We start from the raw sequence: 23,225 nt of genomic DNA, 5'->3' as shown, positions 1-23,225 counted from the left end.
CGATCAAAAGGTTGAATATAGCCCATAAAATTAATCCTATTGTTATCAAAGCAAAGATATAAAATCCTTTTTATACAATATGTCAAAGAACACTTGATTCTTACTTTTTACACAACCTCCCGGGAGGAGGAGTACCCCAACGGGGGGAGGTGGTAGGTGAAACAATAAAATACCTATAAATCACAAGGCTAAGGAATTCTTTCCCACCTACCACCCCGCCCTTTGGGCACCCCTCCTCCAACTGGAGGAGGGGAATTAAGATAGTCCGTTTGATTCATAACCCTGCAATAGGGAGCCTTTTACAGCCCCCTATACTCCCTTTCCGCATTGAAGCAAGGACACGGTTTCACCGGATTCAAGTCATGATGCCCTACAATCAGCGCACGTGGAAAGATGCATTTCAACTCTCGGAGAAGAGCCAGCAGCGAGGCTTTTTGCTCCAGCGTGCGAGTGTCAGCCGGCTGACCTCTGGCATCCAGCCCGCCCTCATAACAGATGCCGATGGAGTGCCGGTTGTGATTGAGGCAATGCGCACCGATTTTCTCCGGTGGACGACCCCGGTGAATCTCACCGTCACGGGTCACATAGAAATGATAACCGATGTCACTGAAACCGCGGTGCCGAATGTGGTCGCGGCGGCAATCCTCAAAGCTCAGGCCCACGCCCTGAGGCGTGGCCGAGCAATGAATAATGAGCAGCGTAATCGTGCGCATAGCTACTTACAGGAGCCTAACCCTAAAGCCCCTGCAATCGCAGTAGCCACAGTGATGATTACTTTGAGAACAATGCCCCATACAGATTTCGACTTTCTTTCTTCATTCATGACAGCTTGAGAATTAAAAATTGAAATTAAAAAATAAAAATTAGAGGTGGTAAATCAAAAGGCTTTGGATTCTATCCCAGCGGGTCCTCCTCCAAGCCCCCTTCGCCCGAACCTGACCCCGAACCTCCTCCGGGAGTGTTGCCGGACGAACTACCTTCCACAGTGTACATGGAAGACTCCTTCAGTTGTCCCTCCAGATTAATCTGGGCGTTGCTCAACTCTCCCGTGGCACGGGCCCGGAGCTTCAATCCCTTTACGTTGTTGCCCAGTGTGAAGTCGGCGGCAGACGATGCGCCTTTCTTGCTGACAATTCCCACGGAGAAAATGGCCAAGTCGTCCATTTTCACATTCTTGCCGTCCAGAATCAGTTCCTTGGTGCAGGAAACCATGTCGGTCAGCACTCCCTTGATGACACCGCTCGAGTAGGGGGTGTTGTGGTTGGACATGTGTTTGGCAAGCTTCTCGATGTCGAAAGTCTCTTCAATCACGGGACGTGCATACCAGAGACCTTTCAACGGGCTATTTTCGCCCGTCACTTGATACTTTTTGTAACGAATCATAGGATGTAGACAAATTAAAAATTAATAATTAAAAATTAAAAAAATCACGATGTTGAGCTCAACGATGCAAAGGTAATGCAGGGGGCAGGGGCATTTGTCCCTTTCGGAGTGTAAGGGTGGATTAGCGTCGGTTTTTGTCTGTTATTTACATGCGTATATTTGATAATGTCATGATTTATAGCTACATTTGATGAAACGTAACACATGAATATCAGATATGAACTCTTTTGAAATCCGTACCTATGGGCGTACTGAACTTGCCCAGCTCTATTGTCCCAATCTCTGTCCCGAGTCCGCTTTCCGTAAGCTGAAACATTGGATTGACCTTTATCCCGGCCTGCGTGATGATTTGTCCGCCATGGGACTTTCTCCCCGTTCGCGCACGTATACACCTGCCCAGGTGGCCCTGATAGCGGGTGCACTTGGGGAACCTTAAACCTAAGGTTGAGCGGCGTAAAGGTGAGCTTGAGCATCGTAAATGTGAGGTCCGGCAGCGCAAAGGAAAAACGGGGGGATGGGGACAGTGGGTACACAAGTTCACCCGTCTTCTGGCACACACACACGTGCGCACGCACGTTTATATATATACGTGCGTGCGTTGTTGTATCAAGGTTTTTGATACGTGCCTTTTCCATCCTTATTTTCCACCAGCCCATTTTTCGTCATCCGTTTCAGCCAGGTTGCAGCGGTGGCGGGCTTTATGCCCATCTCTTCGGCCTTTTTCAGGAATTCAGTCCGTGTGAATTGCCTTTCCATGCACTCCATCAGCGCATCCCGGTCGGCATTGCTCCGACGGGTCACTTCGGTGGCGGGCAGGAAGGAGAGGATATGGGTGGCGTGGCGATACAGGCATTCGGCCATCGACAGCACGGCGTGGAAATCCTCGTCGGTGATGGCAAGGTTCCATAAACTGATGATGTGGTCCTTCAGATTGTCGGCAGAAGTGCCGGGGTCGGGCGAAAGATGGGGCGAAGTGGCTATATCCCCACTTTCGAGCACGCGCAGCATGGCCACCACTTCCATGATGCGGCAGATGTTGATGGCCAGACGTGCTATGCTGCCCGACATTTCGTTGCCGTTTGTCACCTCGGAACGCATGAAGAGTTGGGAGAACAAACGGTTGAACTCCTCCTTCTGACCGTCGGAAAGGTGCAGGGTGAAAATTCCGCCCATGAAGATGGTCTTCAGTTTTTCTTTCCATTCCATGCCCATCTGGATGAAGGTCTCTTCCAGGTCCCGGTCGTTCCGGTCGAACTGGTCTTGCCAGTGTTGTATGGCGGGCATATAGTAGAAAATCTTTCGGGAGAAAAGTCCGTTTTCGGCACTGGGTATCAGGGACTTCACTTGTGAGGGAGTGCCGGATACGAGTACGGAAAGATACGTCTTTTTCACTTCCCGGTATTCCCGGTCGGTGCGTCGGTTGTAGGCCAGCCGGTCGTGGTCGAAAGCCTTGCGCAGGGTGTCGCTCCAATGCCCGTAGTCCGAGCCGATGGCAGAGGATATGGTGTCGGCTTCGCTTTCGCATATCAGTCCGGTACCGTCGGAGTCCATCAGATTTTGCAGGATACCCGTTCCTGTATTGTTGCCTGAGATGAGGAACATCTTGTTGGGCGGCATCACTGGAACTTCGGCTTTGGCGCGTTCTTTGCCCAGTGCGTCGTACTTTGCCTTTTCGCGTAGGTAGCATGCCATTTTTTCGAGTGCTTCCTTGCGTATTTCATCGTGAAAGGGTTCCACCAGCAGGCGCACCAGCGATAGCACGCCTTTTCCCGATGCGGATAGGGCCGAAACGAAAGTCTGCAGGCAGGGCGATATCATCTTTCCTCCGTATGCGCACCGGACGTGCCACCCCATGGTGGAGCCCAATGTGGTGAATGCTCCCAGCAGCAGGATATCGCGCTGGGCATCGGAGCTGGCACAACTCATGATGCGTTCCAGGGGATAGGGCCACCGGATGTGCTTATCGAATGTGGGCAGAGGAGAGAGCGGAGCACTGCCCGATGAGGTGTCTTCCTCGCATGGAGATTCATTATTCTCCTGCGGGTACACCTCTTTTACGCGTGTGCGTGTGTGTGCCAGAAGGCGGGTGAACTTCTGTACCCACTGTACCCACGGGGCCTGAAATTTCAGCCTGGATTTTTACTCCGCACAGCTCTGCCAGGTGGAAGGCAGTGCCGATGTGCACATCATTACGTCCGGTCTTCAGGGCGTTGCTGAACAGTTTGTCGGCCGCCTGCCGGTCATACTTGGGTGAGAGGCTGCACAAGGCCAGAAAGTCAGCGCGTCCCGCTTCGCCGCAGTCGGTGGCGACGGCAAAGGCCAGTTGTATGTACTCTTGATAGCTGGGAGCGATGTCCGCTCCGGCATTCCTGACGGCTTCGGTCAGGAGATGCAATGAAGATAATGGTTCCATATTCACAATTAATATTTAATAGCCTGTTCTGAAAAGCGCCCCCAGGTCGTGGCAGAGGAAGCAGGAGCGTACGATGTCTTTTCCCGATGTATCGACTCCTTTTCCCGATTGCTGGTGGTCGGCGTCGTATATGCAGTGTACGTAGCTCATGGCCCAGTGGATTGCATCTGTGATGCTTTGTTGGGGAGCGCAGGGCACGAAGGCTTTCACGCCCCGTCCGGTGGGACTAATGAACACTAATGCGGGATGCAGGTAGGGATCGTCGAATAACTGCTGCCGTAGTTTTTCGGCTTCTTCAGTGGATTCCAGATGGTCGATGTCGACTACTACGAGTCCGGACGTTTCCTCCAGACAGTCGCTTCGTCGGCGGGTGAAGACTCCGCAGGGAGTCACGTAGGGCAGTGTCTGCTGCTTGAGGAGGCGGCAGGCTTTATCATCCCCCCGGAGTGCGGCATTTCGTACTTCGAGGGTGAGGGCGGTGAGTCTTTCATTGGAAGTGATAAGTTGGTATACTTCATCCAGATTCATGGTCCGTAGCGGAGTCAGCGTGGCGTATTTCACGGTTTTTCCGGTTGCCTGGTCCTTTATTGGCGAGATAGGGGGCATGAATAGGGACATTTTGAAAATGTTTTCCATTACGTTGTTTCTTAATTGAATATTTTTTTAAATTTTATTTGCTTCAGCAATTGTTTATGTGCGGACCTGAAAAAAGAAGATGCTGCTTTGGGGATAAAGCGGCATCTTCTCTCTTATGGGGCTTAATCTTTGCTAATGCGGGGGCAAAGGTAGGTCCTTTTGCAACATGTTGTTCAACACTAATTCATACCTGTTTTTGTTATTATTATTTCTTGTTACTTCTTGGGTTTTTGTAGTTACATTCTTTGGCAATGTCCGATAATTCATGTCTTATTGTCCTGACTGATATCTGTTTACCATTATTCTTTAGAAATTTTTCTCTTTTGTATAGGAAACGTGCAAGAGTTGTCAATCCGTTTTCCGGAGATACATCCAAGCAATTGGTAAAGTAGAGCATTAAATATGCTTTTTCTATGATGTCCCGTCGGGCGATTATTTTTGTAATCGTAGCTCCTGTTTTGGGTCCTCTCTTTGCTTTAACTTCTTGTTTAGTAGATTGTTTACTGTTGTTTCCACTCTCTTTTGCAGTTTTTTTTTTACTGCTTTGTTTGAAATGTTATTTGTCATCATATTCATATTATTGATATAAGAATTAGTGATGAAAAAATATGTTACGAGTTGCGAAGGTAAGTGTAAAAAGAAGAGTGGACAAGGATAGCGGCGATAAAAAAATAATTGAGAGTCTTTTTTTTTAATTCAACTACTTTGTTTTCTATACTTATAACTTTGTTGTATATTTGCAGCAACAAACCTCTATATTCACTAAATGGGCTTATTTAGGAAAATTACATATAGCTTTCTTCTTTTCCTGTTGGTATCCCTTTTTGGCCTATCACCGACCTTTGCGGTAACTGGAGAACACCCGGTGTTGATTATCAGCTCGTATAACCCGGATGCACGCCAGACTTCCGGAAATATCTACGATTTTATGGAAGAATTTGAGCGTCTGGGCGGAAAAGCTCCGATAGCTCTGGAAAATATGAACTGCAAGAGTTTTTCAGAGTCTCCTCTGTGGAAATCCAAAATGAAGGAGATATTAGATAAATATCAAGGAAAACGTGCTCCCGTATTACTTGTATTAATTGGTCAAGAAGCCTGGGCGGCCTATTTGTCGCAAGAAGACTCTGTTCGGGGAAATATTCCGGTGCTGACTGCACTGGCAAGCCGCAATGCTATCATTCTTCCGGATGACTCTGTCGACCTGAAAACATGGATGCCTGATGCAGTAGACTTTTTTGATAACTATGCTGATTCTTCAATCAAGGCTGGCTTTGTTTACGAATATGATGTGGAAGCCAACGTCAACCTGATAAAGAAACTATATCCTGACACCAGGAATGTGGCTTTTATTTCTGATAATAGCTATGGTGGTGTCTCTTTGCAGGCACACGTGGTGGCAGAAATGAAGAAACACCCGGAGCTGAATCTGATTCTGCTGGATGGACGGACAAATACGATTTATACGATAAGTGACAAGTTGCATGAGCTGCCTCCAAATACGGCTGTGTTGCTGGGTACATGGCGGGTAGATATGTATGACGGATATTTCATGCGGAATGCTACTTATACGATGATGGAGGCTGCCGGTGATATACCCACGTTCTCCATTACTTCTGTCGGTATCGGTTATTGGGCTGTGGGTGGCATTAATCCTGCTTATCGGCCATTAGGCAAGGATATGGCACGTCAGGCTGTCCGTTTGTTGCAAGGACCTGACAGTGATAGGGTAGAGGTAGAAGTTATCCCGAATAAAGTGATGATGGATAGCAAGATTGTGAAAGAACAGAAGTTGGATTTGTCTTTTATCCATCAGCCGATAGAAATGGTGAATGAAACTCCGTCATTCTATGAGCAATATAAATATCACATCTGGACGGTGGGCACTATCTTGGTTGTGCTGTTGACAGGATTGTTTGTCTCGTTATACTTCTACTACCACACTAAGAAGCTAAAAGATGAACTAGAAGATTCCGAGAGCGCTTTGAGGGAAGCCAAAGATCGTGCAGAAGAATCAAGCCGCCTGAAGAGTGCTTTCCTTGCCAATATGAGTCATGAGATACGTACTCCACTGAATGCAATTGTTGGTTTTTCGGATGTACTGGCTTCGGGGGGAAGCTCGGAAGATGAACAGCAAGGTTATGTGGATATTATCAAAACCAATTCAGACTTGCTGCTCCGCCTGATTAATGATATATTGGATGTTTCACGTCTGGAGGCCGACCGGGTTACATTTACTTTTGAAAATTGTGATGTAGTGCCGCTGTGCCAACGTGTATTGGCTTCCGTCAGTCAGGCTCGTAAATCGGAAAATGAATTTATCTTTGAATGTGACCGTGAGAGCATGGATATGCGTACTGATACGCAGCGTTTGCAACAGGTCATTATAAACTTGCTCTCAAATGCCGATAAGTTCACCAGAAATGGTAAGATTACTTTGAAGCTGGAAGTGGATGAGAATAAGAGAGTGGCTATTTTCTCGGTATCGGATACAGGTACGGGTATTCCGCTGGAGAAGCAGAAGCTTGTATTTGAACGCTTTGAAAAACTAAATGAGTATGTTCAGGGCACAGGATTGGGCTTGTCCATCTGTAAACTGACGGTAGAAAAATGGGGAGGAGAAATCTGGGTGGATCCGGGGTATACGGATGGAGCCAGATTTATGTTTACGCATCCATTGGATATAGAACAACCAAAGAAATAACTTATTACTATGAAGAGAGCTTACTTTTTTTTAGGATGTATATTTTTTCTGATAGGAGCCTTGTCGGCTCAGGACAAGATTGTTAAGCTGAAAATTATAGAAACCAGCGATATACATGGGAACTATTACCCTTATGACTTTATACTGCGTCATGAAGCAGAGGGAAGTTTGGCGCGTGTGTATGCTCTTGTGCAGAAGGAGCGCGAGGTTTATAAGGATAATCTGTTGCTTCTGGATAATGGAGACATCCTGCAAGGTCAGCCTTGTGCTTATTATTACAATTATATAGATACTGTTTCTCCGCATCTGGCGGCCGAGACGCTGAACTTCATGGGATACAGCACCGGCAATATGGGTAATCATGATGTCGAAACCGGACGTGCTGTATTCGATCGTTGGGCGGATGACTGCAAATTCCCGGTTCTGGGTGCTAATATCATTGATACGACTACGGGAAAAACACACTTCAAACCTTATGAAGTATTGGAACGTGACGGCGTAAAGATTGTGGTGCTGGGTATGATTACTCCTGCCATTCCCGTGTGGCTGTCAGAAAATTTATGGAGCGGTTTGCGCTTTGACGACATGGAGGAAACTGCCCGCAAATGGATGAAGATTATCCGCGAACAAGAGAAGCCTGACTTGGTGATCGGTATTTTCCATGCCGGACAGGATGCACTGTTGATGGGAGGCAAATATCGTGAGAATGCTTCTGTGGAAGTGGCTCGCAATGTCCCCGGATTCGATATTGTATTGATGGGACACGACCATGCCCGTGAATTGAAAAAGATTAAAAACATAGCGGGAGACTCTGTATTGATTATGGACCCGGCAAGTAAGGGAATTGTTGTGGCAAATGCAGATGTCACCTTGAAACTGCGTGATGGAAAAGTGATAGATAAACAGATTCACGGAGCGTTGACGGAAACGAAGGACTATGGTGTGAGCGAAGATTTCATAAAACATTTTGCTCCTCAGTTCGATGCTGTTCAGGACTTTGTGTCCAAGAAGATCGGTTGCTTCACCGAGACGATATCTACACGTCCCGCCTACTTTGGTTCATCGGCTTTCATCGACCTGATTCATACGTTGCAACTCGAAATTACCGGTGCTGAAATATCTCTTTCCGCCCCTCTGTCATACGATACGGAGATTAGCAAGGGAGACGTCTTTGTGAGTGATATGTTCAATCTGTATAAGTATGAAAATATGCTCTATACTATGAAGTTGTCCGGCAAGGAGGTGAAAGATGCTCTGGAAATGTCATATGATCTATGGACAAACCGGATGAAATCTCCTGACGACCATTTGCTGTTGTTGCGTAAGACACGCCGTGAAGGAGCAAATGACCGCGCTTCATTCCAGAACTTTAGTTTTAACTTCGATTCGGCTGCCGGAATCATTTACACGGTGGATGTGACGAAACCCAGCAGGGAAAAGGTGACTATTATCAGTATGGCCGATGGCACTCCTTTTTCTATGGACAAGATGTATAGAGTGGCATTGAATTCGTATCGTGGTAACGGTGGTGGAGAATTATTGACTAAAGGCGCCGGCATTTCTCAAGATGAATTGAAAGACCGTATTCTGTTCTCTACGGATAAAGATTTGCGCTATTATCTGATGCAATACATCGAGAAGAAAGGTGTGATTGAACCACATGCGTTGGGGCAGTGGAAGTTTATTCCCGAAGAGTGGACAGTGCCGGCCGCTAAGCGCGATTATGAGTACTTGTTTGGAAAAGTGGAAAAATAATCACTATCTTTGCAGTCGCAATTTTTAATAGTACTGTAGAGACGTGAACAAAGAGGTAAAAAGAATCATAGGAGCTGTATGCTTGTTGGTGCTGTTTGTGGCATATCAGACAAGTATTACAGTATTTACCCATGTTCATTACGTCAATGGAGTGATTATTACGCATTCCCACCCTTTTCATGGTAAGCATACACACTCCAAATCCGAACTTGTCGTTATAGGTCGTTTGTCAACTTTCCAAGCTCCGGAGGTTGATGTATATCAGGAATTACATCCTATGAGGGCACTTCTGGCTGTGCTGGAAGCCGAACGACTGACCCCCTTAGTGAAGGGAGAGTTAAAACAGACCATATCTCTTCGTGCTCCGCCGGCGCTCGCGGCGTAAATTATCGTGCGAAGCACGATAAGTAGTTAGTAGTTAGTAGTTAGTAGTTAGTAGCAAGTAGTAAAGTAGTAAGTAGAAGATAGTCCGGATTATAACCGTTTTTATAACGGGACTATTCTACTAACTACTAACTACTAACTACTAACTACTAACTACTAACTACTAACTACTAACTACTAACTACTAACTACTAACTACTAACTACTAACTACTGCAAAGCTTCGCTTATTATTTCAATTAATACATTTTTGAGCGCAAATTAATGAAAAAATATATACTTGTGCTGGTGCTTGCGGTGGCTTGCATCAGTCTCTATGCCGTGAATCCTATAAAGGAAGGCAACATGATTTCCGGTCACGTGATTGTGAAAGGAACCGAAGAAAACATACCTTATGCAACTATATTAATCAAAGAAAACGGTCAGGGAACAGTCTCTAATGAAGAAGGTCAGTTTGAATTCCGCAAGCTTCCCGCAGGGAAATATACACTTCGCGTATCGGCTGTGGGATATAAAACACAAGAAAAAGAAGTGACTGTCAGCAAGGATTTCACCGCAGTCGTACACTTCCCGATGGCTGAAGAGAGCTTTATGACCGATGAAGTGGTAGTGTCTGCCAACCGTAACGAGGTGAGCCGGAAAGAAGCTCCGGTAGTTGTCAACGTGATGAGTGCCAAGCTTTTTGAGATGGTGAACTCCACCGACCTTGCGAAAACACTGAATTACCAGTCCGGTCTGCGCGTAGAGAATAACTGCCAGAACTGTGGCTTCCCGCAGGTGCGTATCAATGGACTGGAAGGGCCGTATTCTCAGATTTTGATTAACAGCCGTCCTATCATCAGCGCTCTTAGCGGTGTGTATGGTCTGGAACAAATGCCTGTGAACATGATAGAACGGGTGGAAGTGGTGCGTGGCGGTGGTTCTGCCTTGTTCGGAGCGAATGCGGTGGGCGGCACTATCAATATTATCACTAAAGATCCCATCAGCAACTCCTTTCAGGTATCGAGCATGTTCTCTTGTATGGATGGTCAGTCATGGGAACAATATATGGGCGGTAACGTCTCTCTGGTAGCAAAAGATAACTCCTACGGCATTGCCTTATATGAAAGCTATCGTAACCGCAATCCTTATGACCGCGATGATGATGGTTTCTCCGAACTTGGCAAACTGAACATGAATACTTTCGGTTTCCGTGCTTACTACCGTCCTACGCATTTCAGCCGCATCAATCTGGAGTATCACACCACCAATGAGTTTCGCCGTGGCGGTAATAAGTTTGACCTTCAGCCCCATGAATCTGACATTACAGAGCAGACCAAGCACATCATCAACAGTGGTGGTGCCAGCTACGACCTGTTCTGGCGTGAGTATAAGCATAAGATTTCTCTCTATGGTTCTATTCAACACACAGACAGAAACAGCTATTATGGTGCCCAGCAAGATATGAATGCTTATGGCAAGACCGATGATCTGACCTGGGTTGCCGGTGGCATGTATGTCGGCAATATGAATAATTGCCTCTTCGCTCCGGCCACCTTCACCGGTGGTCTGGAATACCAGAATAACTCTTTGCATGATGTCATGACCGGTTATCATCGCGATATGAAACAAGATGTACGTATAGCCAGTGCCTTTGTTCAAAATGAATGGAAAATGCGTCAGTTAACTATGTTGGTAGGTGCCCGTTTGGACAAGCATAACCTGATTGATAAGTTAATCTTTAGTCCCCGTATCAATTTCCTTTACAAACCTACTGAGGATTTTCAGGCACGTCTGACGTACTCCACCGGGTTCCGTGCGCCGCAAGCTTATGATGAAGATTTGCACGTGACGGCTGTGGGTGGCGAAGGTGTTCAGATTAAACTGGCTGACAACCTGCGCGAGGAGCGTTCCAACAGTTACAGCGGCTCTGTGGACTGGAGTACGCATCTGGGACATTGGCAGGCAAATATCTTGTTGGAAGGTTTCTATACTGATCTGCGCCACGTATTTGTATTGGAAGACATCGGAAAAGATGAGAATGGAGACAAGATTAAAGAGCGTCGTAATGGTAATGGTGCACGTGTATACGGTGTTAATCTGGATGCAAAAATAGCTCATGGCAAAGATTCACAGTTTCAGTTGGGGTTCACTGCACAACGTAGCCGCTATACGGAAGCGGAAGTCTGGACAGAAGTAGATGATGAAGAACTGACCACCAAGCGCATGATGCGTACTCCGGATTACTACGGTTATTTCACCTTTTCTTCCGCACCGTTGAAGAACTTCGACTTCTCTTTGTCCGGCATCTATACCGGCAAGATGATTGTTCCGCACTACGCACCGGTAGATGCGCCGGAGGGAGCTTTCTGTAACATCACGAAAGACCGTATGGAGAATACTCCCGACTTCTTCGACCTCAACCTGAAACTCAATTATACCTTTGTTTTGCACGATCACATCAAGTTGCAGCTCAATGCCGGCGTGCAGAACATCTTCAACAGTTTCCAGAAAGACCTCGATAAAGGTGAGTTCCGCGATTCCGGTTACTTTTACGGGCCGACACAACCTCGTACCTTCTTTATCGGTTTCAAGATAATGAATTAGTTTAAGGTCTAAATTTAATATTGCAAGGGCTTGTAATTTTATTGCAAGGGCTTATGAAATTATTGCAAGAGCATATTTTCATGAGCCCTTTCTTATGGCAAATGTTCCCTTTTTCTTTTTTTAGGATAATTCGGACGGTTTTCAGGGAAATATTGCTTATGTTTGCCGCAGAAATAAGAAAGGGAGATGAAAAATATAAAGAACGTAGACATCGCAACTATTCGCCGTTTTCCGGCAATGGATTTTATAGGAAATGATTTTGCCATATTCGATAATATAGGGGACATCCCTTTGTTCGGTTACCCTACGCGTCTGAATGCATCTTGCTTGACGCTTTGCCTGAAAGGTCACTGCCGGATACGCATCAACCTGAAAGAACATGAACTTACCGAAGGCGTGCTTGTAGTCACCCTGCCCGAACAGATTTTGCAGCAAGTGGAACGTTCGGACGACTTTACCGGTGTTTTCATTGTGGTTTCCGGGCAGTTCATTGATGATGTGCTCCCCACGGTGCAACAGTTGTTCCCTTTGTTTTTTATGATTAAGGAGCAACCCTGTGTTCGCCTCAAGCCGGAAGAAATGGAAGCTGTGCAGGAATATTATTCTTTCCTCCAGAAGAAAGTGAAATTGAAAGATAATCCGTTCCGTAAAGAAATTACGCAAGGATTGATACTTTCTCTGTTCTATGAAATATATGGCATCTATCAGGGAAATGAGCCGGCAGTGAGGAAGACCAAAACCCGGAAAGAAGATCTTTTCGAGCGTTTCATCCGTGCCATCTCCGAATCGTATAAGATGGAACGCAGCGTTGCCTATTATGCCGATAAGATGTTCCTGACTGCTAAACATCTCTCTACTGCCGTAAAAGAAGTCAGTGGAAAGACAGCCGGAGAATGGATAGACAGCCTTGTGATTTTGGAAGCCAAAGCTCTGCTGAAGTCTTCTGAGATGAGTATTCAGGAAATATCCGATGAACTTCACTTTGCCAATCAATCCTTCTTTGGCAAATATTTTAAGCACCACACCGGAATGTCTCCGAAAGAATACCGCAAGCAATAAGCGTTAACTATTAATTATTAACTATTAAATATTAATTTTGCAGTGTGATAGCGCAGCCTTAATACCTAATAATTAATAGTTAATATTTAAATACATCCCCCAAAATAAATAAAACATGGAAAAAAGAGAAATTGACCTTACTGTTTCCTGTTATGGAAAAGTGAAAGACGTGAAGTATGATGTTGTCATACTGCCTTGGGGGGCAACGGAGCCCCATAATCTGCATCTTCCGTATCTCACTGATTGTATTTTGCCCCATGACATTGCCGTGGATGCCGCCACAGTGGCACTGGAACGTTCCGGTGTCCGTTGTATGGTGATGCCACCTGTAGGCTTTGGTGCACACAATCCCGGACAACGTGAACTTCCTTTCTGTATACATACCCGTTACTCCACCCAGCAGGCCATTCTGGAGGATATCGTTGCCTCCCTCTATGCCCAGGGAATACGCAAGCTGATTATTATTAGCGGACATGGTGGCAATAACTTTAAAGGCATGATACGCGACCTTGCCTTTACCTATCCCGATTTTATGATTATTGCTTCTGACTGGTTCAGCCTTGTTCCCACTAAAGGATATTTCGAAGCGGAGATAGACGACCATGCCGGTGAGCAGGAAACGTCCGTGATGATGTATTATCACCCGGAGCTGGTAAACCTGAATGAAGCGGGAGACGGAGATTCCAGACCTTTTGCCATTCCTTCTCTGAACGAAAAGGTGGGATGGGCACCGCGCCATTGGGATAAAGCTACTGTGGATAGTGGGGTAGGGAATCCTAAGAAAGCTTCGGCCGAGAAAGGTGAGCGCTATGTGAAGCCGGTGATAGAGAAGCTTGCCAAACTTTTCACAGAAGTCGGACAGAACGAACTCTATTAAATGAAATAAAAGCCGGGCGGCCTGACTGGAAACTTATTTCCTGGCCGAACCGCCCGGTTGCTTATACTGAGATGAAAAGCTTACTTATCTATTGACATTAGCCATTTGCCATCTCTTTTCACCATCGATTGTGTACCTTCTTGCGTTTCTCCGTTTCCGTAGGTTTGTTTTATCTTTACGGTTGCTGTGTTTCCATCCTCCGAAATTTCTTCTGACAGGATATCTATGCTTTTTAGCCCGCCCATTTTTTCATATTCTTTGGAAACTTTATCCCTCATCATGGCAACAAGCCCGTCCTTTTGCTTTTGCAGTTCATCGCCTGTTATGTTTTCGCCTAAAGCAATACCGTCTACAAACTTCTCATAGTTGCCTTTGACAAGATCGTTGCAGTACTTCTTCATCGCATCTCCCGGACCACTTGGTGAGGAGCAAGCTGCCATCACGAATATAGTCATTACCATCAGACTAAAATAAAATACTTTTTTCATACGCTTTTTTTTAAATGATTAATGTGTATTTAAAAATAGTATATCAAACAGAGGCGCTTGCTCTGTGCAATATCATTAGGTAGGAGATAATCTCCTCTGAATCCCGGAATATTGACGTGGCTGATACGTCCTTCAGGTAAATCTATTCCTTCTTTTTTGTACACGAAATCGATAAATTCCGTGCAATACATTTTGGTGGTATCTGCCAGGTCATAATCATGGTCGAATAGCACATGTGCATCATAAAGACGTTCAGCATGAATCGCCGCCCGGCATGCAGCTATGGAATCCTCTTGTACACGCATGATGGCTCCATTAACGACTTTTCTTTTCTTGAAAAATGTCTCTATGGGTTCCATCTTTACACGGTCAGGGTCATCCTTGAAGTCTGGTTCACCGGGTACGGCATGTATCACGTACCATTGCCCTTTCTTCTTCTTGAGGATACCGGTATGCGAATAACTTCCTTCCCGATCGGCCGCCAATACCACTCTGCTGGCAATTCCTGTTCCTCTCCTGAAAGCGATGTCTCCATCCCGGAGCAATGCTTGTGGCAGTTGCGCCGATGGTGTTTCTTTGTCAGAACTTGCCTGGCATCCGGCCAGTGTAAGTGCGAGTATCAACATTATTTTCAGTATGGATACCTGTGTCTTCCTCTCCATCAATACAAATATATAACTTTATTTGCACGGTTACATGTATTTTAAATGTTTTTTTGTGGTGTAAACGAAAAAAGAGGCAACAACCTTTATTCAGTTGTTACCTCTTTTTTAATTTATACCCTAAAAACTAATCTCTTTCCTTATAAAAAACCAAATCTATTTCTTTTTTGACGCTGCAAAGTTAGAGAGTTCTTAGGGAAGTTGATTTGATATAAATCAAAAACTACAATTTCATATCGTATTTTCTACAATATCCCCGCGCGTACGCGGCTGAGGGTTTCGGGTGTCATCAGTAAATACGATGCGATATGTGACAGTGGTGCCCGCTTGATGACTTCCGGGTGGGTGTGCATCAGCATATTGTAGCGTTCGCGTGCTGTTTCAAACCGCCAGGAGTCAGCCTTTACCTGGGATACTATGAGCGAATACTCCAGTATCTTGCGATAGAACATATTGATTTCCCAGGAGATTTCAGTCAATCTCATGAATTTGTCGTAGGGGAGGAGGTAGACTGTGCAAGGTTCCAGTGCCTCTGCCATCAGGCGGGTAGGTTCCTGCTTCAGGGTGCTCTCGATGCAGATAATAATACAACCTTCGTAGGAAAAATGTTCGGTGACGTCTTTGCCGTTTTTGTAATAAAACTGACGCATCAGGCCTTTGCCCACAAAGGCTATATGATGACAGACTTGTCCTTCTTTGAATAGGAGTTCGCCCTTTTCCAGCTCTTTGCGGACCAGAATTTCTTCTATCAGTTTTCTACCTTCAGGTGCCATGCCCGGATAACGGGAGTTAACAGTGGCATTGACTGTTTCTCTTAATAGTATATCCATAATTGTTCGCTGGTATTTGTAACTCGTTTCCGGGCACAAAGGTATAAAAGATTTGATTTAAATCAAAAGTTAGTTAGTGATTAGTGGTTAGTGATAAGTGATAAGCATTGCGCAGCCTGCTAATCACTCATCACTCAACGCTAATCACTCATCGCTAATCACTCATCGCTAATCACTTAATAAACCCCTTCTTCGTCCACTTCATGCTATACCAACGGCGCACGAAGATAGCCCCCCGGATATTCTCGTCCAGCAGGAAGGCAACCCACATGCCGCAAATGCCCCATTCCAGCGGAATACCAAAGATGTATCCCAGACCAACGGCAATGCTCCACTGCACTATCAGGCCGACGTAGAAGGGATAAGTGACATCTCCGGCGGCACGCAGGGCATTAGTGGCGAAGATGTTGATGGGACGTCCGATTTCGAGAACGACATCGATAATGAGGATGGTGGTGCCCAACCGGATAATTTCTTCATTAGAAGTCAGCCAATGGAAGATGGTGTTTCCGAAGACGGCGAGAACGGTGGACAGGATGACAGTAATCATTACGGATTTCTTCATCACATACTTGCCCATCAGGAAGGCGGCATGTGGTTTCTTTTCTCCGATGAGGTGTCCGATGCAGATGGCACCACCTTGCGCCATGGAGATGCTGAACAGGTAGGCGAACATGATGATGTTGACGCAATAGGTGCGGGTGGCGAGCGCCTCAACTCCGAGCATGTTGATGAAGAAAGTAATCACTACTTGTGAAGAACTGTAAGAGAGTTGTTCTCCGGCAGAGGGGAGTCCTATCTTCATCAGGTTTTTTAGCTCTATCCACGGGAACGGGCGGAAATAAGCAAGTGGGAAGCGGTGGATATGTTTGCGGAACAGGATGATGAACAGGAGAATCATAGAAACACCACGGCTGAAAGCGGTGGAGATGGCAGCTCCTTCCACGCCCAGTTCGGGGAAACCGAAGCGGCCGAAGATGAGGGAATAGTTGCCTATGATATTAAGGATATTGACGACAACGGTTACCAGCATCGGGTAAATGGCCTTGTTGGCACTGCGCAGAGAGGCGGAAAGGGTGAGGGAGAGGGCTTGGAAAAAAGCGAAGGCGCCTACGATACGCATATAGTCCATGCCATCTGTCATTAGTTCCGGAGTCAGTCCCATGAGGCGGAGGATAGGTCCGGCAAGGGAGAAGAGGAAAAGACTGACGGAAACGCCGACTATGACGTTTACCACCAGCGAAACGCCTACTACCTGCACCACTTTCTTTTGCAAGCGTGCACCGAGGTATTGCGAACAGAGCACGGAAGTGCCAAGGTTAATGACTTCGAACACGAGGAATGTGAGCATGATAATCTGGTTGACTACTCCCACTGCGGCAACACTACTGTCGGAGTGTCGACTTAGCATAATAGTATCTACCGCGCCCAGCATCATGATGAGCAAGGTTTCTATAAAGATGGGAGCAGCGAGCTTTGCAAGCCGCTTTTTTAAGCTTTCCTGATGTATCATTTCGTATGTGTTTGAACCTCGGTGATAAAAAATCGCGCAAAGGTACGGAAAGTGGAGGAAGGGGGAATTGATGTGGGTCAAATAAAGTAGGTAGTAGTAAAGTAGCTAGTAGTTAGTAGGAGATACTCCGAATTATAACAGCCTTTATTAATAGGACTATTCTACTAACTACTAACTACTAACTACTAACTACTAACTACTAACTACTAACTACTAACTACTAACTACTTATCGCGCAAAGTGCTTAATATATAGTGATTCAGTCCTAAGTTCAGCCCTAAAATCTAATACCTGAATATTTTTTGCTCCTATTATCTTTTGACTTTTAGCCTGTTACACCTTTTCGTGAAAAAAGTCAGAAAAAAATATGATGGAAAGATTTGCATAGTCCAAAAGTTTCCCATACATTTGCACCGCATTTGAGAAACAATGCAGGTTTAAGGAAGTGTGGGTGAGTGGCTGAAACCACCAGTTTGCTAAACTGACGTACGGGTAACTGTACCGGGGGTTCGAATCCCCCCGCTTCCGCAAACAGCCGGTGGATTCGTCTAACGGTTAGGACACATGCCTCTCACGCATGTAATACGAGTTCGATTCTCGTATCCACTACGGTCAATAAAGAATACAATGCACTCTTAGCTCAGCTGGTAGAGCAATTGACTCTTAATCAATGGGTCCAGGGTTCGAGTCCCTGAGGGTGTACAAAGTATAAGCGGTTACCAAGAAACGGTGACCGCTTTTTTTGTGCAATTATTCCTTATCTCCGGGAAATACTTCCTATCTTTGCACTCCGAAATCAGTAAAACGTAAATACTTTGGATTGGTTATACAGTTTATTCGTTGAACATTCCGCTCTGCAGGCGGTTGTGGTGCTCTCGCTAATATCCGCTATTGGTTTGGGACTGGGGAAGATACATATCTGCGGCATATCGTTGGGAGTGACATTTGTGTTCTTCGCAGGTATCCTTGCCGGGCATTTCGGGTTGTCCATCGACCCGCAGATGCTGAATTATGCCGAAAGTTTCGGTCTGGTGATATTTGTGTATGCACTGGGATTGCAGGTCGGTCCGGGCTTTTTCAGCTCCTTCAGGATGGGTGGTGTGCAACTGAATATGCTGGCGGTCGGCGTGGTGCTGATTGGTACGGTGATGACGTTGCTGGGCAGCTATGGGCTGGGAGTCTCCTTGCCGGACATGGTGGGTATCCTTTGTGGTGCTACAACCAATACACCTGCGCTGGGTGCTGCACAACAAACCCTGAAACAGATGGGCATTGAAGCGAATACTCCGGCTCTGGGATGTGCGGTGGCATATCCGCTGGGCGTAGTGGGAGTAATCCTCGGCATTCTGCTGATACGCAAAATGCTGGTGCGTAAGGAAGATTTGGAAGTCAAAGAGAAAGACAATGTGAATAAGCCGTATATCGTTGCATTTCAGGTGCACAATCCGGCAATCTTCAATATGAGCGTGAAGGATATAGCACAACTGAGCTATCCTAAATTCGTTATATCCCGTTTGTGGCGGGATGGGAATGTGAGTATTCCTACTTCCGAGAAGGTGATTAAAGAAAATGACCGCCTGTTGGTCATCACTTCCGAAAGGAATGTGCCTGCACTGACTGTGTTGTTCGGCGAACAGGAAAACACTGACTGGAATAAGGAAGATATCGACTGGAATGCTATCGACAGCCAGTTGATTTCGCAGCGTATCGTGGTGACACGTCCGGAACTGAACGGAAAGAAGCTCGGCTCCCTTCACCTGCGCAACCATTATGGCATCAATATCAGTCGCGTATACCGTAGCGGAGTGTTGCTGCTGGCCACGGCGGAACTTACCTTGCAGTTGGGCGACCGACTGACGGTAATAGGTGAGGCGGCTGCCGTACAAAATGTGGAAAAAGTGCTGGGAAATGCCGTGAAGAGCCTGAAAGAACCCAATCTGGTGGCCGTATTCGTTGGTATCGTCCTCGGTCTTGCATTGGGAGCTATACCTATCGCTATCCCCGGAGTCAGTACACCGGTGAAGCTGGGACTGGCAGGAGGCCCGATTATTGTAGGTATCCTTATCGGCACTTTCGGCCCGAGGATGCACATGGTGACTTATACGACGCGTAGTGCGAACCTGATGCTTCGTGCCTTGGGTTTGTCTCTCTATCTGGCTTGTCTGGGACTGGATGCGGGTGCCCATTTCTTCGACACGGTGTTCCGTCCGGAAGGGTTGTTGTGGATAGGGATAGGTTGCGCGCTGACTGTGCTCCCAGTACTGATAATGGGAATTATCGCTTTCCGTTGGATGAAGATAGATTTCGGTTCGGTGGCCGGGATGCTGTGCGGAAGTATGGCGAATCCGATGGCACTGAATTACGTCAATGATACCATTCCCGGTGATAACCCCTCAGTTTCTTATGCCACGGTTTATCCGTTGTGCATGTTCCTGCGGGTGATTATCGCACAGGTGTTACTGATGTTCTTCTTAAGTTGAGAACTTAGAGTTGAGGTTTGAGAGCGTAGAGTTGAGGTTTGAGAACGTAAAGTAGAGGTTTAAGAACCCAAAGCAGAGCATTGAGCGTTATCTGCGCAGCCAATTAATAATAAATAATTTATAGTTAATAATTAATGAGTAATATTACCCCTGAAAGCATCATGAGCGACTTGCGCTATTTGCAGTTGCTGTCACGCAGTTTCCCTACAATTGCGGATGCCAGTACAGAAATCATTAATCTGGAAGCTATCCTGAACCTTCCGAAGGGTACGGAACATTTCCTGACCGATATTCACGGCGAATATGAAGCTTTCCAGCATGTGTTGAAGAACGCTTCGGGTGCAGTGAAGCGGAAAGTGAATGAAATTTTCGGACATACCTTGCGCGAAAGTGAAAAGAAAGAAATATGCACCCTGATATATTATCCCGAAGAGAAATTGCAGTTGATAAAGGAACGGGAAACCGACCTGGACGACTGGTATCTGATTACGCTGAATCAACTGGTAAAGGTTTGCCAGAATGTTTCTTCCAAATACACGCGCTCGAAGGTGCGGAAAGCGTTGCCGGAGGAATTTTCGTACATCATTCAGGAGTTGCTGCATGAGTCGAGTGTAGAGCCTAATAAACATGCCTACATCAATGTAATCATTAGCACCATTATTTCCACCAAGCGTTCGGACGATTTCATTATCGCTATGTGCAATCTTATCCAACGGCTGACGATTGACTCCCTGCACATCGTAGGTGATATTTACGATCGTGGTCCGGGAGCGCATATCATTATGGATACGCTTTGCGATTATCATAATTTCGACATCCAGTGGGGAAACCATGATATTTTGTGGATGGGGGCGGCGTCGGGCAATGACGCCTGCATTGCCAATGTAATCCGCATGTCGATGCGTTACGCTAATCTGGCTACGCTGGAAGACGGATACGGCATCAATCTGTTGCCACTTGCCACGTTTGCTATGGATATGTATGCGGATGATCCTTGTACTATCTTTGCGCCGAAGATGAATTTTGCGGATGGAAGTTATAATGAGAAGACACTGCGGCTGATTACGCAGATGCATAAGGCGATTACGGTGATACAATTGAAGCTGGAAGCGGAGATTATAGACCGCCGTCCGGATTTTGGTATGCAGAACCGGAAACTGCTGGATAAGATTGACTTTGAAAGAGGTGTCTTTGTGTACGAAGGAAAGGAATATCCTTTGCGCGACACCAACTTCCCGACGATAGATCCGGCTGACCCGTATCGCTTATCGGATGAGGAAAGGGAATTGATGGATAAGATTCATGCTTCGTTCATGAATAGTGAGAAGTTAAAGAAACACATGCGTTGCCTGTTTACGTATGGGGGAATGTATCTGGTTTGCAATAGTAACTTGCTGTATCATGCCTCCATGCCATTGAATGAGGATGGAAGTTTCAAGCATGTTCGCATCGGTAAGAAGGAGTATTGGGGCAAGAAGCTGCTGTGCAAAACGGATCAGTTGATACGCACGGCTTATTTTGATGAAGACGGTACGGAGGAGAAGAGCTTCGCGCTGGACTACGTGTGGTACATGTGGTGCGGGCCTGATGCTCCATCGTTTGATAAAGATAAGATGGCGACATTCGAGCGTTACTTTATAGGAGACAAAGAACTGTCTAAGGAGACGAAAGGATGTTATTATTCATTACGTAACCGTGCGGATATTTGCGACCGTATTCTGGCGGAATTTGAAGTGACAGGCCCTCATTCGCATGTCATTAACGGGCATGTGCCTGTGAAGATAATCAAAGGTGAGAAGCCTATCAAGGCGGATGGCAAATTGCTGGTGATTGACGGCGGCTTCTCAAAAGCTTATCAACCGGAAACGGGCATTGCCGGATATACATTGGTATATCATTCACATGGACTACAGTTAGTGCAGCACGACCCGTTCCAAAGTCGTCAGAAGGCAATAGAGGAGGGGCAGGATATTAAGTCCACCACTTTCGTTATCGAGTTCAATTCGCAACGCATGATGGTGAAGGACACCGATAAAGGACAAGTGCTGGTGACGCAGATACAGGACTTGAAGAAGTTGCTGGTGGCGTACAGGACGGGATTTATTAAGGAGAAAAACTGATTTAGTGATTAGTGGTTAGTGATAAGTGATTAGTGCCATGCGGCATTACAGCGCAGCCTGCTAATCACTTATCACTAACCACTAATCACTAAATCTAGTATTTAAACAACACCACTCCGCCTTCCAGAATCACCCCTTTGTCATAGGTCACCCCTTTATTATAATAGCGGCTACCCCCATAGCCACCTGTAACGAATACCCCGAATCTGTCCGTCAGGCGATATTCCAGGTTCACACGTGCCTGGAGTGCATAGAGGCGTGCCGGGAAACCATAATCTTTGTTTTTGAAGTTCTCGATGTGCTGAAATCCCAGGTCACCGCTGATGAACAGTTGCTTGTACAAAGGGAGTTCCAGACCTGCACGGTAAAAGAGGGAGGCCGAGAACTTATCACTGAAATCCAGATAATGCGTGCCACCACCTAAGATGGTATAGAACAGTTTATTTTTAAAACGCGCACCTACATTCAGCTTCGTTGTATTTCCTCCGAAAAGCATCAATTGCACTTTCGTATCCGGATTGGCATTCACCAGCCCCAACTGGAAACCATCGAAACTATTCTTGTAATAATTGACTAATCCGATTTGCAAGCCTTTTCCGTTCTTTGTTATGTTGAGGGGAGCAAGTTGTGCGCCGGTAAAAGTATCGCCTGCTACATTGCCCAGACCGGCAATCTGCAAACCATGCATCGTCTCTCCTGTGATATTACCCAACCCACTGATTTGTACGCCTCGCAGGTTTTCGCCTACAATGTTCAGTAGCCCGGAAGTAGTAATGCCATTGAAGTCTTCACCTGCAATGTTGGCTAATCCCGCCAGATGCACGCCCGAAGAGTTTTCTCCGGTAATGTTCAGCAAACCGCCGATGACAACGCCGGTGGTATTGTCTCCCGCAATATTGGTAAGTCCGGAGAATATGACGCCTTGTGCATGGTTTCCGGTGATACCGACCAGACCGGACAAGGACACACCACTAAGGTTATCTCCGTTTACATTGCTGACACCTGCAATCTGGACGCCCCTCATGCTACCTCCTACCAAGTTGGCAAGACCCGTAATCTGTGCACCGTTCATATCCCGGTAGACCACTCCACCCAATAGATTGATGCCTACGCCACTCAGGCGATTCATTGAGGAAAAAAGGCCCAGGTTGAAGCAGGTAGTGCCCACGGTATCAGTCTGCTGTGTGGCCATATTCTTCCACAGGGATAGGTTGATGCCGACAGGTTCCTTGTCTTTTTTGCTTGTTTTCGTTGACTCGTTATTCGTGGTTTGGGCAGAAAGTGTTCCTGCAATAGTCACTAATGCAATGATGGATGAAAATGATCGTCTCATTCGCTT

18 protein-coding genes, 3 tRNA genes and 1 pseudogene are annotated in these 23,225 nt (G+C 46.2%); 12 read left to right on the top strand and 10 right to left on the bottom strand.

Annotation, left to right across the window (positions count from 1 at the left end; all coding sequences use genetic code 11):
• Positions 1 to 299: 299 nt before the first annotated feature.
• The 3 genes from HMPREF9447_RS27615 to HMPREF9447_RS04985 all read right to left on the bottom strand — a co-directional run bounded on the left by HMPREF9447_RS27615 (position 300) and on the right by HMPREF9447_RS04985 (position 1,383).
• Positions 300 to 713, bottom strand: coding sequence for an N-acetylmuramoyl-L-alanine amidase (locus HMPREF9447_RS27615; protein WP_009128654.1), 414 nt, complete (start codon positions 711 to 713; stop codon positions 300 to 302).
• A 2-nt stretch (positions 714 to 715) separates the two neighbouring features.
• Positions 716 to 823 (bottom strand): smalltalk protein, encoded by a 108-nt coding sequence (locus HMPREF9447_RS28380; RefSeq protein WP_009128652.1) that lies wholly within the window; start codon positions 821 to 823, stop codon positions 716 to 718.
• A gap of 71 nt (positions 824 to 894) precedes the next feature.
• A complete protein-coding gene (locus HMPREF9447_RS04985) occupies positions 895 to 1,383 on the bottom strand; it encodes an HU family DNA-binding protein (RefSeq protein WP_009128650.1) in 489 nt (162 codons plus the stop codon).
• A gap of 217 nt (positions 1,384 to 1,600) precedes the next feature.
• Between HMPREF9447_RS04985 and HMPREF9447_RS04980 the strand changes: the two genes are divergently transcribed.
• Positions 1,601 to 1,819: a DUF4248 domain-containing protein gene (locus HMPREF9447_RS04980; RefSeq protein ID WP_009128648.1), complete on the top strand. Its 219-nt coding sequence runs from the start codon at positions 1,601 to 1,603 to the stop codon at positions 1,817 to 1,819.
• Between the two features lie 170 nt (positions 1,820 to 1,989).
• On the opposite strand, the pseudogene HMPREF9447_RS04975 reads toward HMPREF9447_RS04980, so the two are convergent.
• Positions 1,990 to 3,796 (bottom strand): annotated as a pseudogene (locus HMPREF9447_RS04975) (DUF3987 domain-containing protein).
• Between the two features lie 15 nt (positions 3,797 to 3,811).
• Complete coding sequence (locus tag HMPREF9447_RS04965) at positions 3,812 to 4,432, bottom strand: BT4734/BF3469 family protein (RefSeq protein ID WP_009128643.1); 621 nt, start codon at positions 4,430 to 4,432, stop codon at positions 3,812 to 3,814.
• A gap of 766 nt (positions 4,433 to 5,198) precedes the next feature.
• Here HMPREF9447_RS04965 and HMPREF9447_RS04955 point away from each other — a divergent pair.
• The 6 genes from HMPREF9447_RS04955 to HMPREF9447_RS04930 all read left to right on the top strand — a co-directional run bounded on the left by HMPREF9447_RS04955 (position 5,199) and on the right by HMPREF9447_RS04930 (position 13,793).
• A complete protein-coding gene (locus tag HMPREF9447_RS04955) occupies positions 5,199 to 7,133 on the top strand; it encodes a sensor histidine kinase (RefSeq protein ID WP_009128640.1) in 1,935 nt (644 codons plus the stop codon).
• 9 nt (positions 7,134 to 7,142) lie between these two features.
• Positions 7,143 to 8,888 (top strand): bifunctional metallophosphatase/5'-nucleotidase, encoded by a 1,746-nt coding sequence (locus HMPREF9447_RS04950; RefSeq protein WP_009128639.1) that lies wholly within the window; start codon positions 7,143 to 7,145, stop codon positions 8,886 to 8,888.
• A gap of 43 nt (positions 8,889 to 8,931) precedes the next feature.
• Positions 8,932 to 9,273, top strand: a complete 342-nt coding sequence (locus HMPREF9447_RS04945) for a hypothetical protein (protein WP_009128637.1) — start codon at positions 8,932 to 8,934, stop codon at positions 9,271 to 9,273.
• A 262-nt stretch (positions 9,274 to 9,535) separates the two neighbouring features.
• Positions 9,536 to 11,857 carry a TonB-dependent receptor gene (locus HMPREF9447_RS04940; RefSeq protein WP_009128635.1) on the top strand — a complete coding sequence of 774 codons (2,322 nt, stop codon included), beginning with the start codon at positions 9,536 to 9,538 and terminating at the stop codon, positions 11,855 to 11,857.
• 186 nt (positions 11,858 to 12,043) lie between these two features.
• Positions 12,044 to 12,916: a helix-turn-helix domain-containing protein gene (locus HMPREF9447_RS04935; protein WP_009128633.1), complete on the top strand. Its 873-nt coding sequence runs from the start codon at positions 12,044 to 12,046 to the stop codon at positions 12,914 to 12,916.
• 115 nt (positions 12,917 to 13,031) lie between these two features.
• Complete coding sequence (locus tag HMPREF9447_RS04930) at positions 13,032 to 13,793, top strand: creatininase family protein (protein WP_009128631.1); 762 nt, start codon at positions 13,032 to 13,034, stop codon at positions 13,791 to 13,793.
• 80 nt (positions 13,794 to 13,873) lie between these two features.
• On the opposite strand, the gene HMPREF9447_RS04925 is transcribed toward HMPREF9447_RS04930, so the two are convergent.
• The 4 genes from HMPREF9447_RS04925 to HMPREF9447_RS04910 all read right to left on the bottom strand — a co-directional run bounded on the left by HMPREF9447_RS04925 (position 13,874) and on the right by HMPREF9447_RS04910 (position 17,286).
• Complete coding sequence (locus HMPREF9447_RS04925) at positions 13,874 to 14,281, bottom strand: DUF4878 domain-containing protein (RefSeq protein WP_009128629.1); 408 nt, start codon at positions 14,279 to 14,281, stop codon at positions 13,874 to 13,876.
• Between the two features lie 29 nt (positions 14,282 to 14,310).
• Positions 14,311 to 14,943, bottom strand: coding sequence for a YiiX/YebB-like N1pC/P60 family cysteine hydrolase (locus tag HMPREF9447_RS04920; RefSeq protein ID WP_009128628.1), 633 nt, complete (start codon positions 14,941 to 14,943; stop codon positions 14,311 to 14,313).
• A 245-nt stretch (positions 14,944 to 15,188) separates the two neighbouring features.
• A complete protein-coding gene (locus HMPREF9447_RS04915; RefSeq protein ID WP_009128626.1) occupies positions 15,189 to 15,773 on the bottom strand; it encodes a Crp/Fnr family transcriptional regulator in 585 nt (194 codons plus the stop codon).
• 172 nt (positions 15,774 to 15,945) lie between these two features.
• Positions 15,946 to 17,286, bottom strand: a complete 1,341-nt coding sequence (locus HMPREF9447_RS04910; protein ID WP_009128624.1) for an MATE family efflux transporter — start codon at positions 17,284 to 17,286, stop codon at positions 15,946 to 15,948.
• A 441-nt stretch (positions 17,287 to 17,727) separates the two neighbouring features.
• Here HMPREF9447_RS04910 and HMPREF9447_RS04905 point away from each other — a divergent pair.
• From HMPREF9447_RS04905 to HMPREF9447_RS04885, 5 genes are all read left to right on the top strand, one after another.
• Positions 17,728 to 17,814, top strand: a tRNA-Ser gene (locus tag HMPREF9447_RS04905).
• A 9-nt stretch (positions 17,815 to 17,823) separates the two neighbouring features.
• Positions 17,824 to 17,895 (top strand) — tRNA-Glu (locus tag HMPREF9447_RS04900).
• 20 nt (positions 17,896 to 17,915) lie between these two features.
• Positions 17,916 to 17,988, top strand: a tRNA-Lys gene (locus tag HMPREF9447_RS04895).
• Positions 17,989 to 18,101: 113 nt separating this feature from the next.
• Complete coding sequence (locus HMPREF9447_RS04890; RefSeq protein WP_009128622.1) at positions 18,102 to 19,766, top strand: putative transporter; 1,665 nt, start codon at positions 18,102 to 18,104, stop codon at positions 19,764 to 19,766.
• A 134-nt stretch (positions 19,767 to 19,900) separates the two neighbouring features.
• Positions 19,901 to 21,886: a fructose-bisphosphatase class III gene (locus HMPREF9447_RS04885; protein ID WP_009128621.1), complete on the top strand. Its 1,986-nt coding sequence runs from the start codon at positions 19,901 to 19,903 to the stop codon at positions 21,884 to 21,886.
• 94 nt (positions 21,887 to 21,980) lie between these two features.
• Here the strand turns inward: HMPREF9447_RS04885 and HMPREF9447_RS04880 are convergent, their stop codons facing one another.
• Complete coding sequence (locus HMPREF9447_RS04880; RefSeq protein WP_009128619.1) at positions 21,981 to 23,219, bottom strand: LA_2272 family surface repeat-containing protein; 1,239 nt, start codon at positions 23,217 to 23,219, stop codon at positions 21,981 to 21,983.
• Positions 23,220 to 23,225: the final 6 nt, after the last annotated feature.

Source organism: Bacteroides oleiciplenus YIT 12058 (assembly GCF_000315485.1).
In the GTDB taxonomy this organism is placed as follows: Bacteria; Bacteroidota; Bacteroidia; order Bacteroidales; family Bacteroidaceae; genus Bacteroides; species Bacteroides oleiciplenus.
Note: the sequence above shows the minus strand (reverse complement) of the source record. Positions and strands in the feature narration are given on the sequence as shown.

What these genes read in the sequence shown, in the direction of transcription:
- HMPREF9447_RS27615 (WP_009128654.1), bottom strand. Translation starts at nt 713, where the DNA reads ATGCGCACGATTACGCTGCTCATTATTCATTGCTCGGCCACGCCTCAG.
- HMPREF9447_RS28380 (WP_009128652.1), bottom strand. Translation starts at nt 823, where the DNA reads ATGAATGAAGAAAGAAAGTCGAAATCTGTATGGGGCATTGTTCTCAAA.
- HMPREF9447_RS04985 (WP_009128650.1), bottom strand. Translation starts at nt 1,383, where the DNA reads ATGATTCGTTACAAAAAGTATCAAGTGACGGGCGAAAATAGCCCGTTG.
- HMPREF9447_RS04980 (WP_009128648.1), top strand. Translation starts at nt 1,601, where the DNA reads ATGAACTCTTTTGAAATCCGTACCTATGGGCGTACTGAACTTGCCCAG.
- HMPREF9447_RS04965 (WP_009128643.1), bottom strand. Translation starts at nt 4,432, where the DNA reads ATGGAAAACATTTTCAAAATGTCCCTATTCATGCCCCCTATCTCGCCA.
- HMPREF9447_RS04955 (WP_009128640.1), top strand. Translation starts at nt 5,199, where the DNA reads ATGGGCTTATTTAGGAAAATTACATATAGCTTTCTTCTTTTCCTGTTG.
- HMPREF9447_RS04950 (WP_009128639.1), top strand. Translation starts at nt 7,143, where the DNA reads ATGAAGAGAGCTTACTTTTTTTTAGGATGTATATTTTTTCTGATAGGA.
- HMPREF9447_RS04940 (WP_009128635.1), top strand. Translation starts at nt 9,536, where the DNA reads ATGAAAAAATATATACTTGTGCTGGTGCTTGCGGTGGCTTGCATCAGT.
- HMPREF9447_RS04935 (WP_009128633.1), top strand. Translation starts at nt 12,044, where the DNA reads ATGAAAAATATAAAGAACGTAGACATCGCAACTATTCGCCGTTTTCCG.
- HMPREF9447_RS04930 (WP_009128631.1), top strand. Translation starts at nt 13,032, where the DNA reads ATGGAAAAAAGAGAAATTGACCTTACTGTTTCCTGTTATGGAAAAGTG.
- HMPREF9447_RS04925 (WP_009128629.1), bottom strand. Translation starts at nt 14,281, where the DNA reads ATGAAAAAAGTATTTTATTTTAGTCTGATGGTAATGACTATATTCGTG.
- HMPREF9447_RS04920 (WP_009128628.1), bottom strand. Translation starts at nt 14,943, where the DNA reads ATGGAGAGGAAGACACAGGTATCCATACTGAAAATAATGTTGATACTC.
- HMPREF9447_RS04915 (WP_009128626.1), bottom strand. Translation starts at nt 15,773, where the DNA reads ATGGATATACTATTAAGAGAAACAGTCAATGCCACTGTTAACTCCCGT.
- HMPREF9447_RS04910 (WP_009128624.1), bottom strand. Translation starts at nt 17,286, where the DNA reads ATGATACATCAGGAAAGCTTAAAAAAGCGGCTTGCAAAGCTCGCTGCT.
- HMPREF9447_RS04885 (WP_009128621.1), top strand. Translation starts at nt 19,901, where the DNA reads ATGAGTAATATTACCCCTGAAAGCATCATGAGCGACTTGCGCTATTTG.
- HMPREF9447_RS04880 (WP_009128619.1), bottom strand. Translation starts at nt 23,219, where the DNA reads ATGAGACGATCATTTTCATCCATCATTGCATTAGTGACTATTGCAGGA.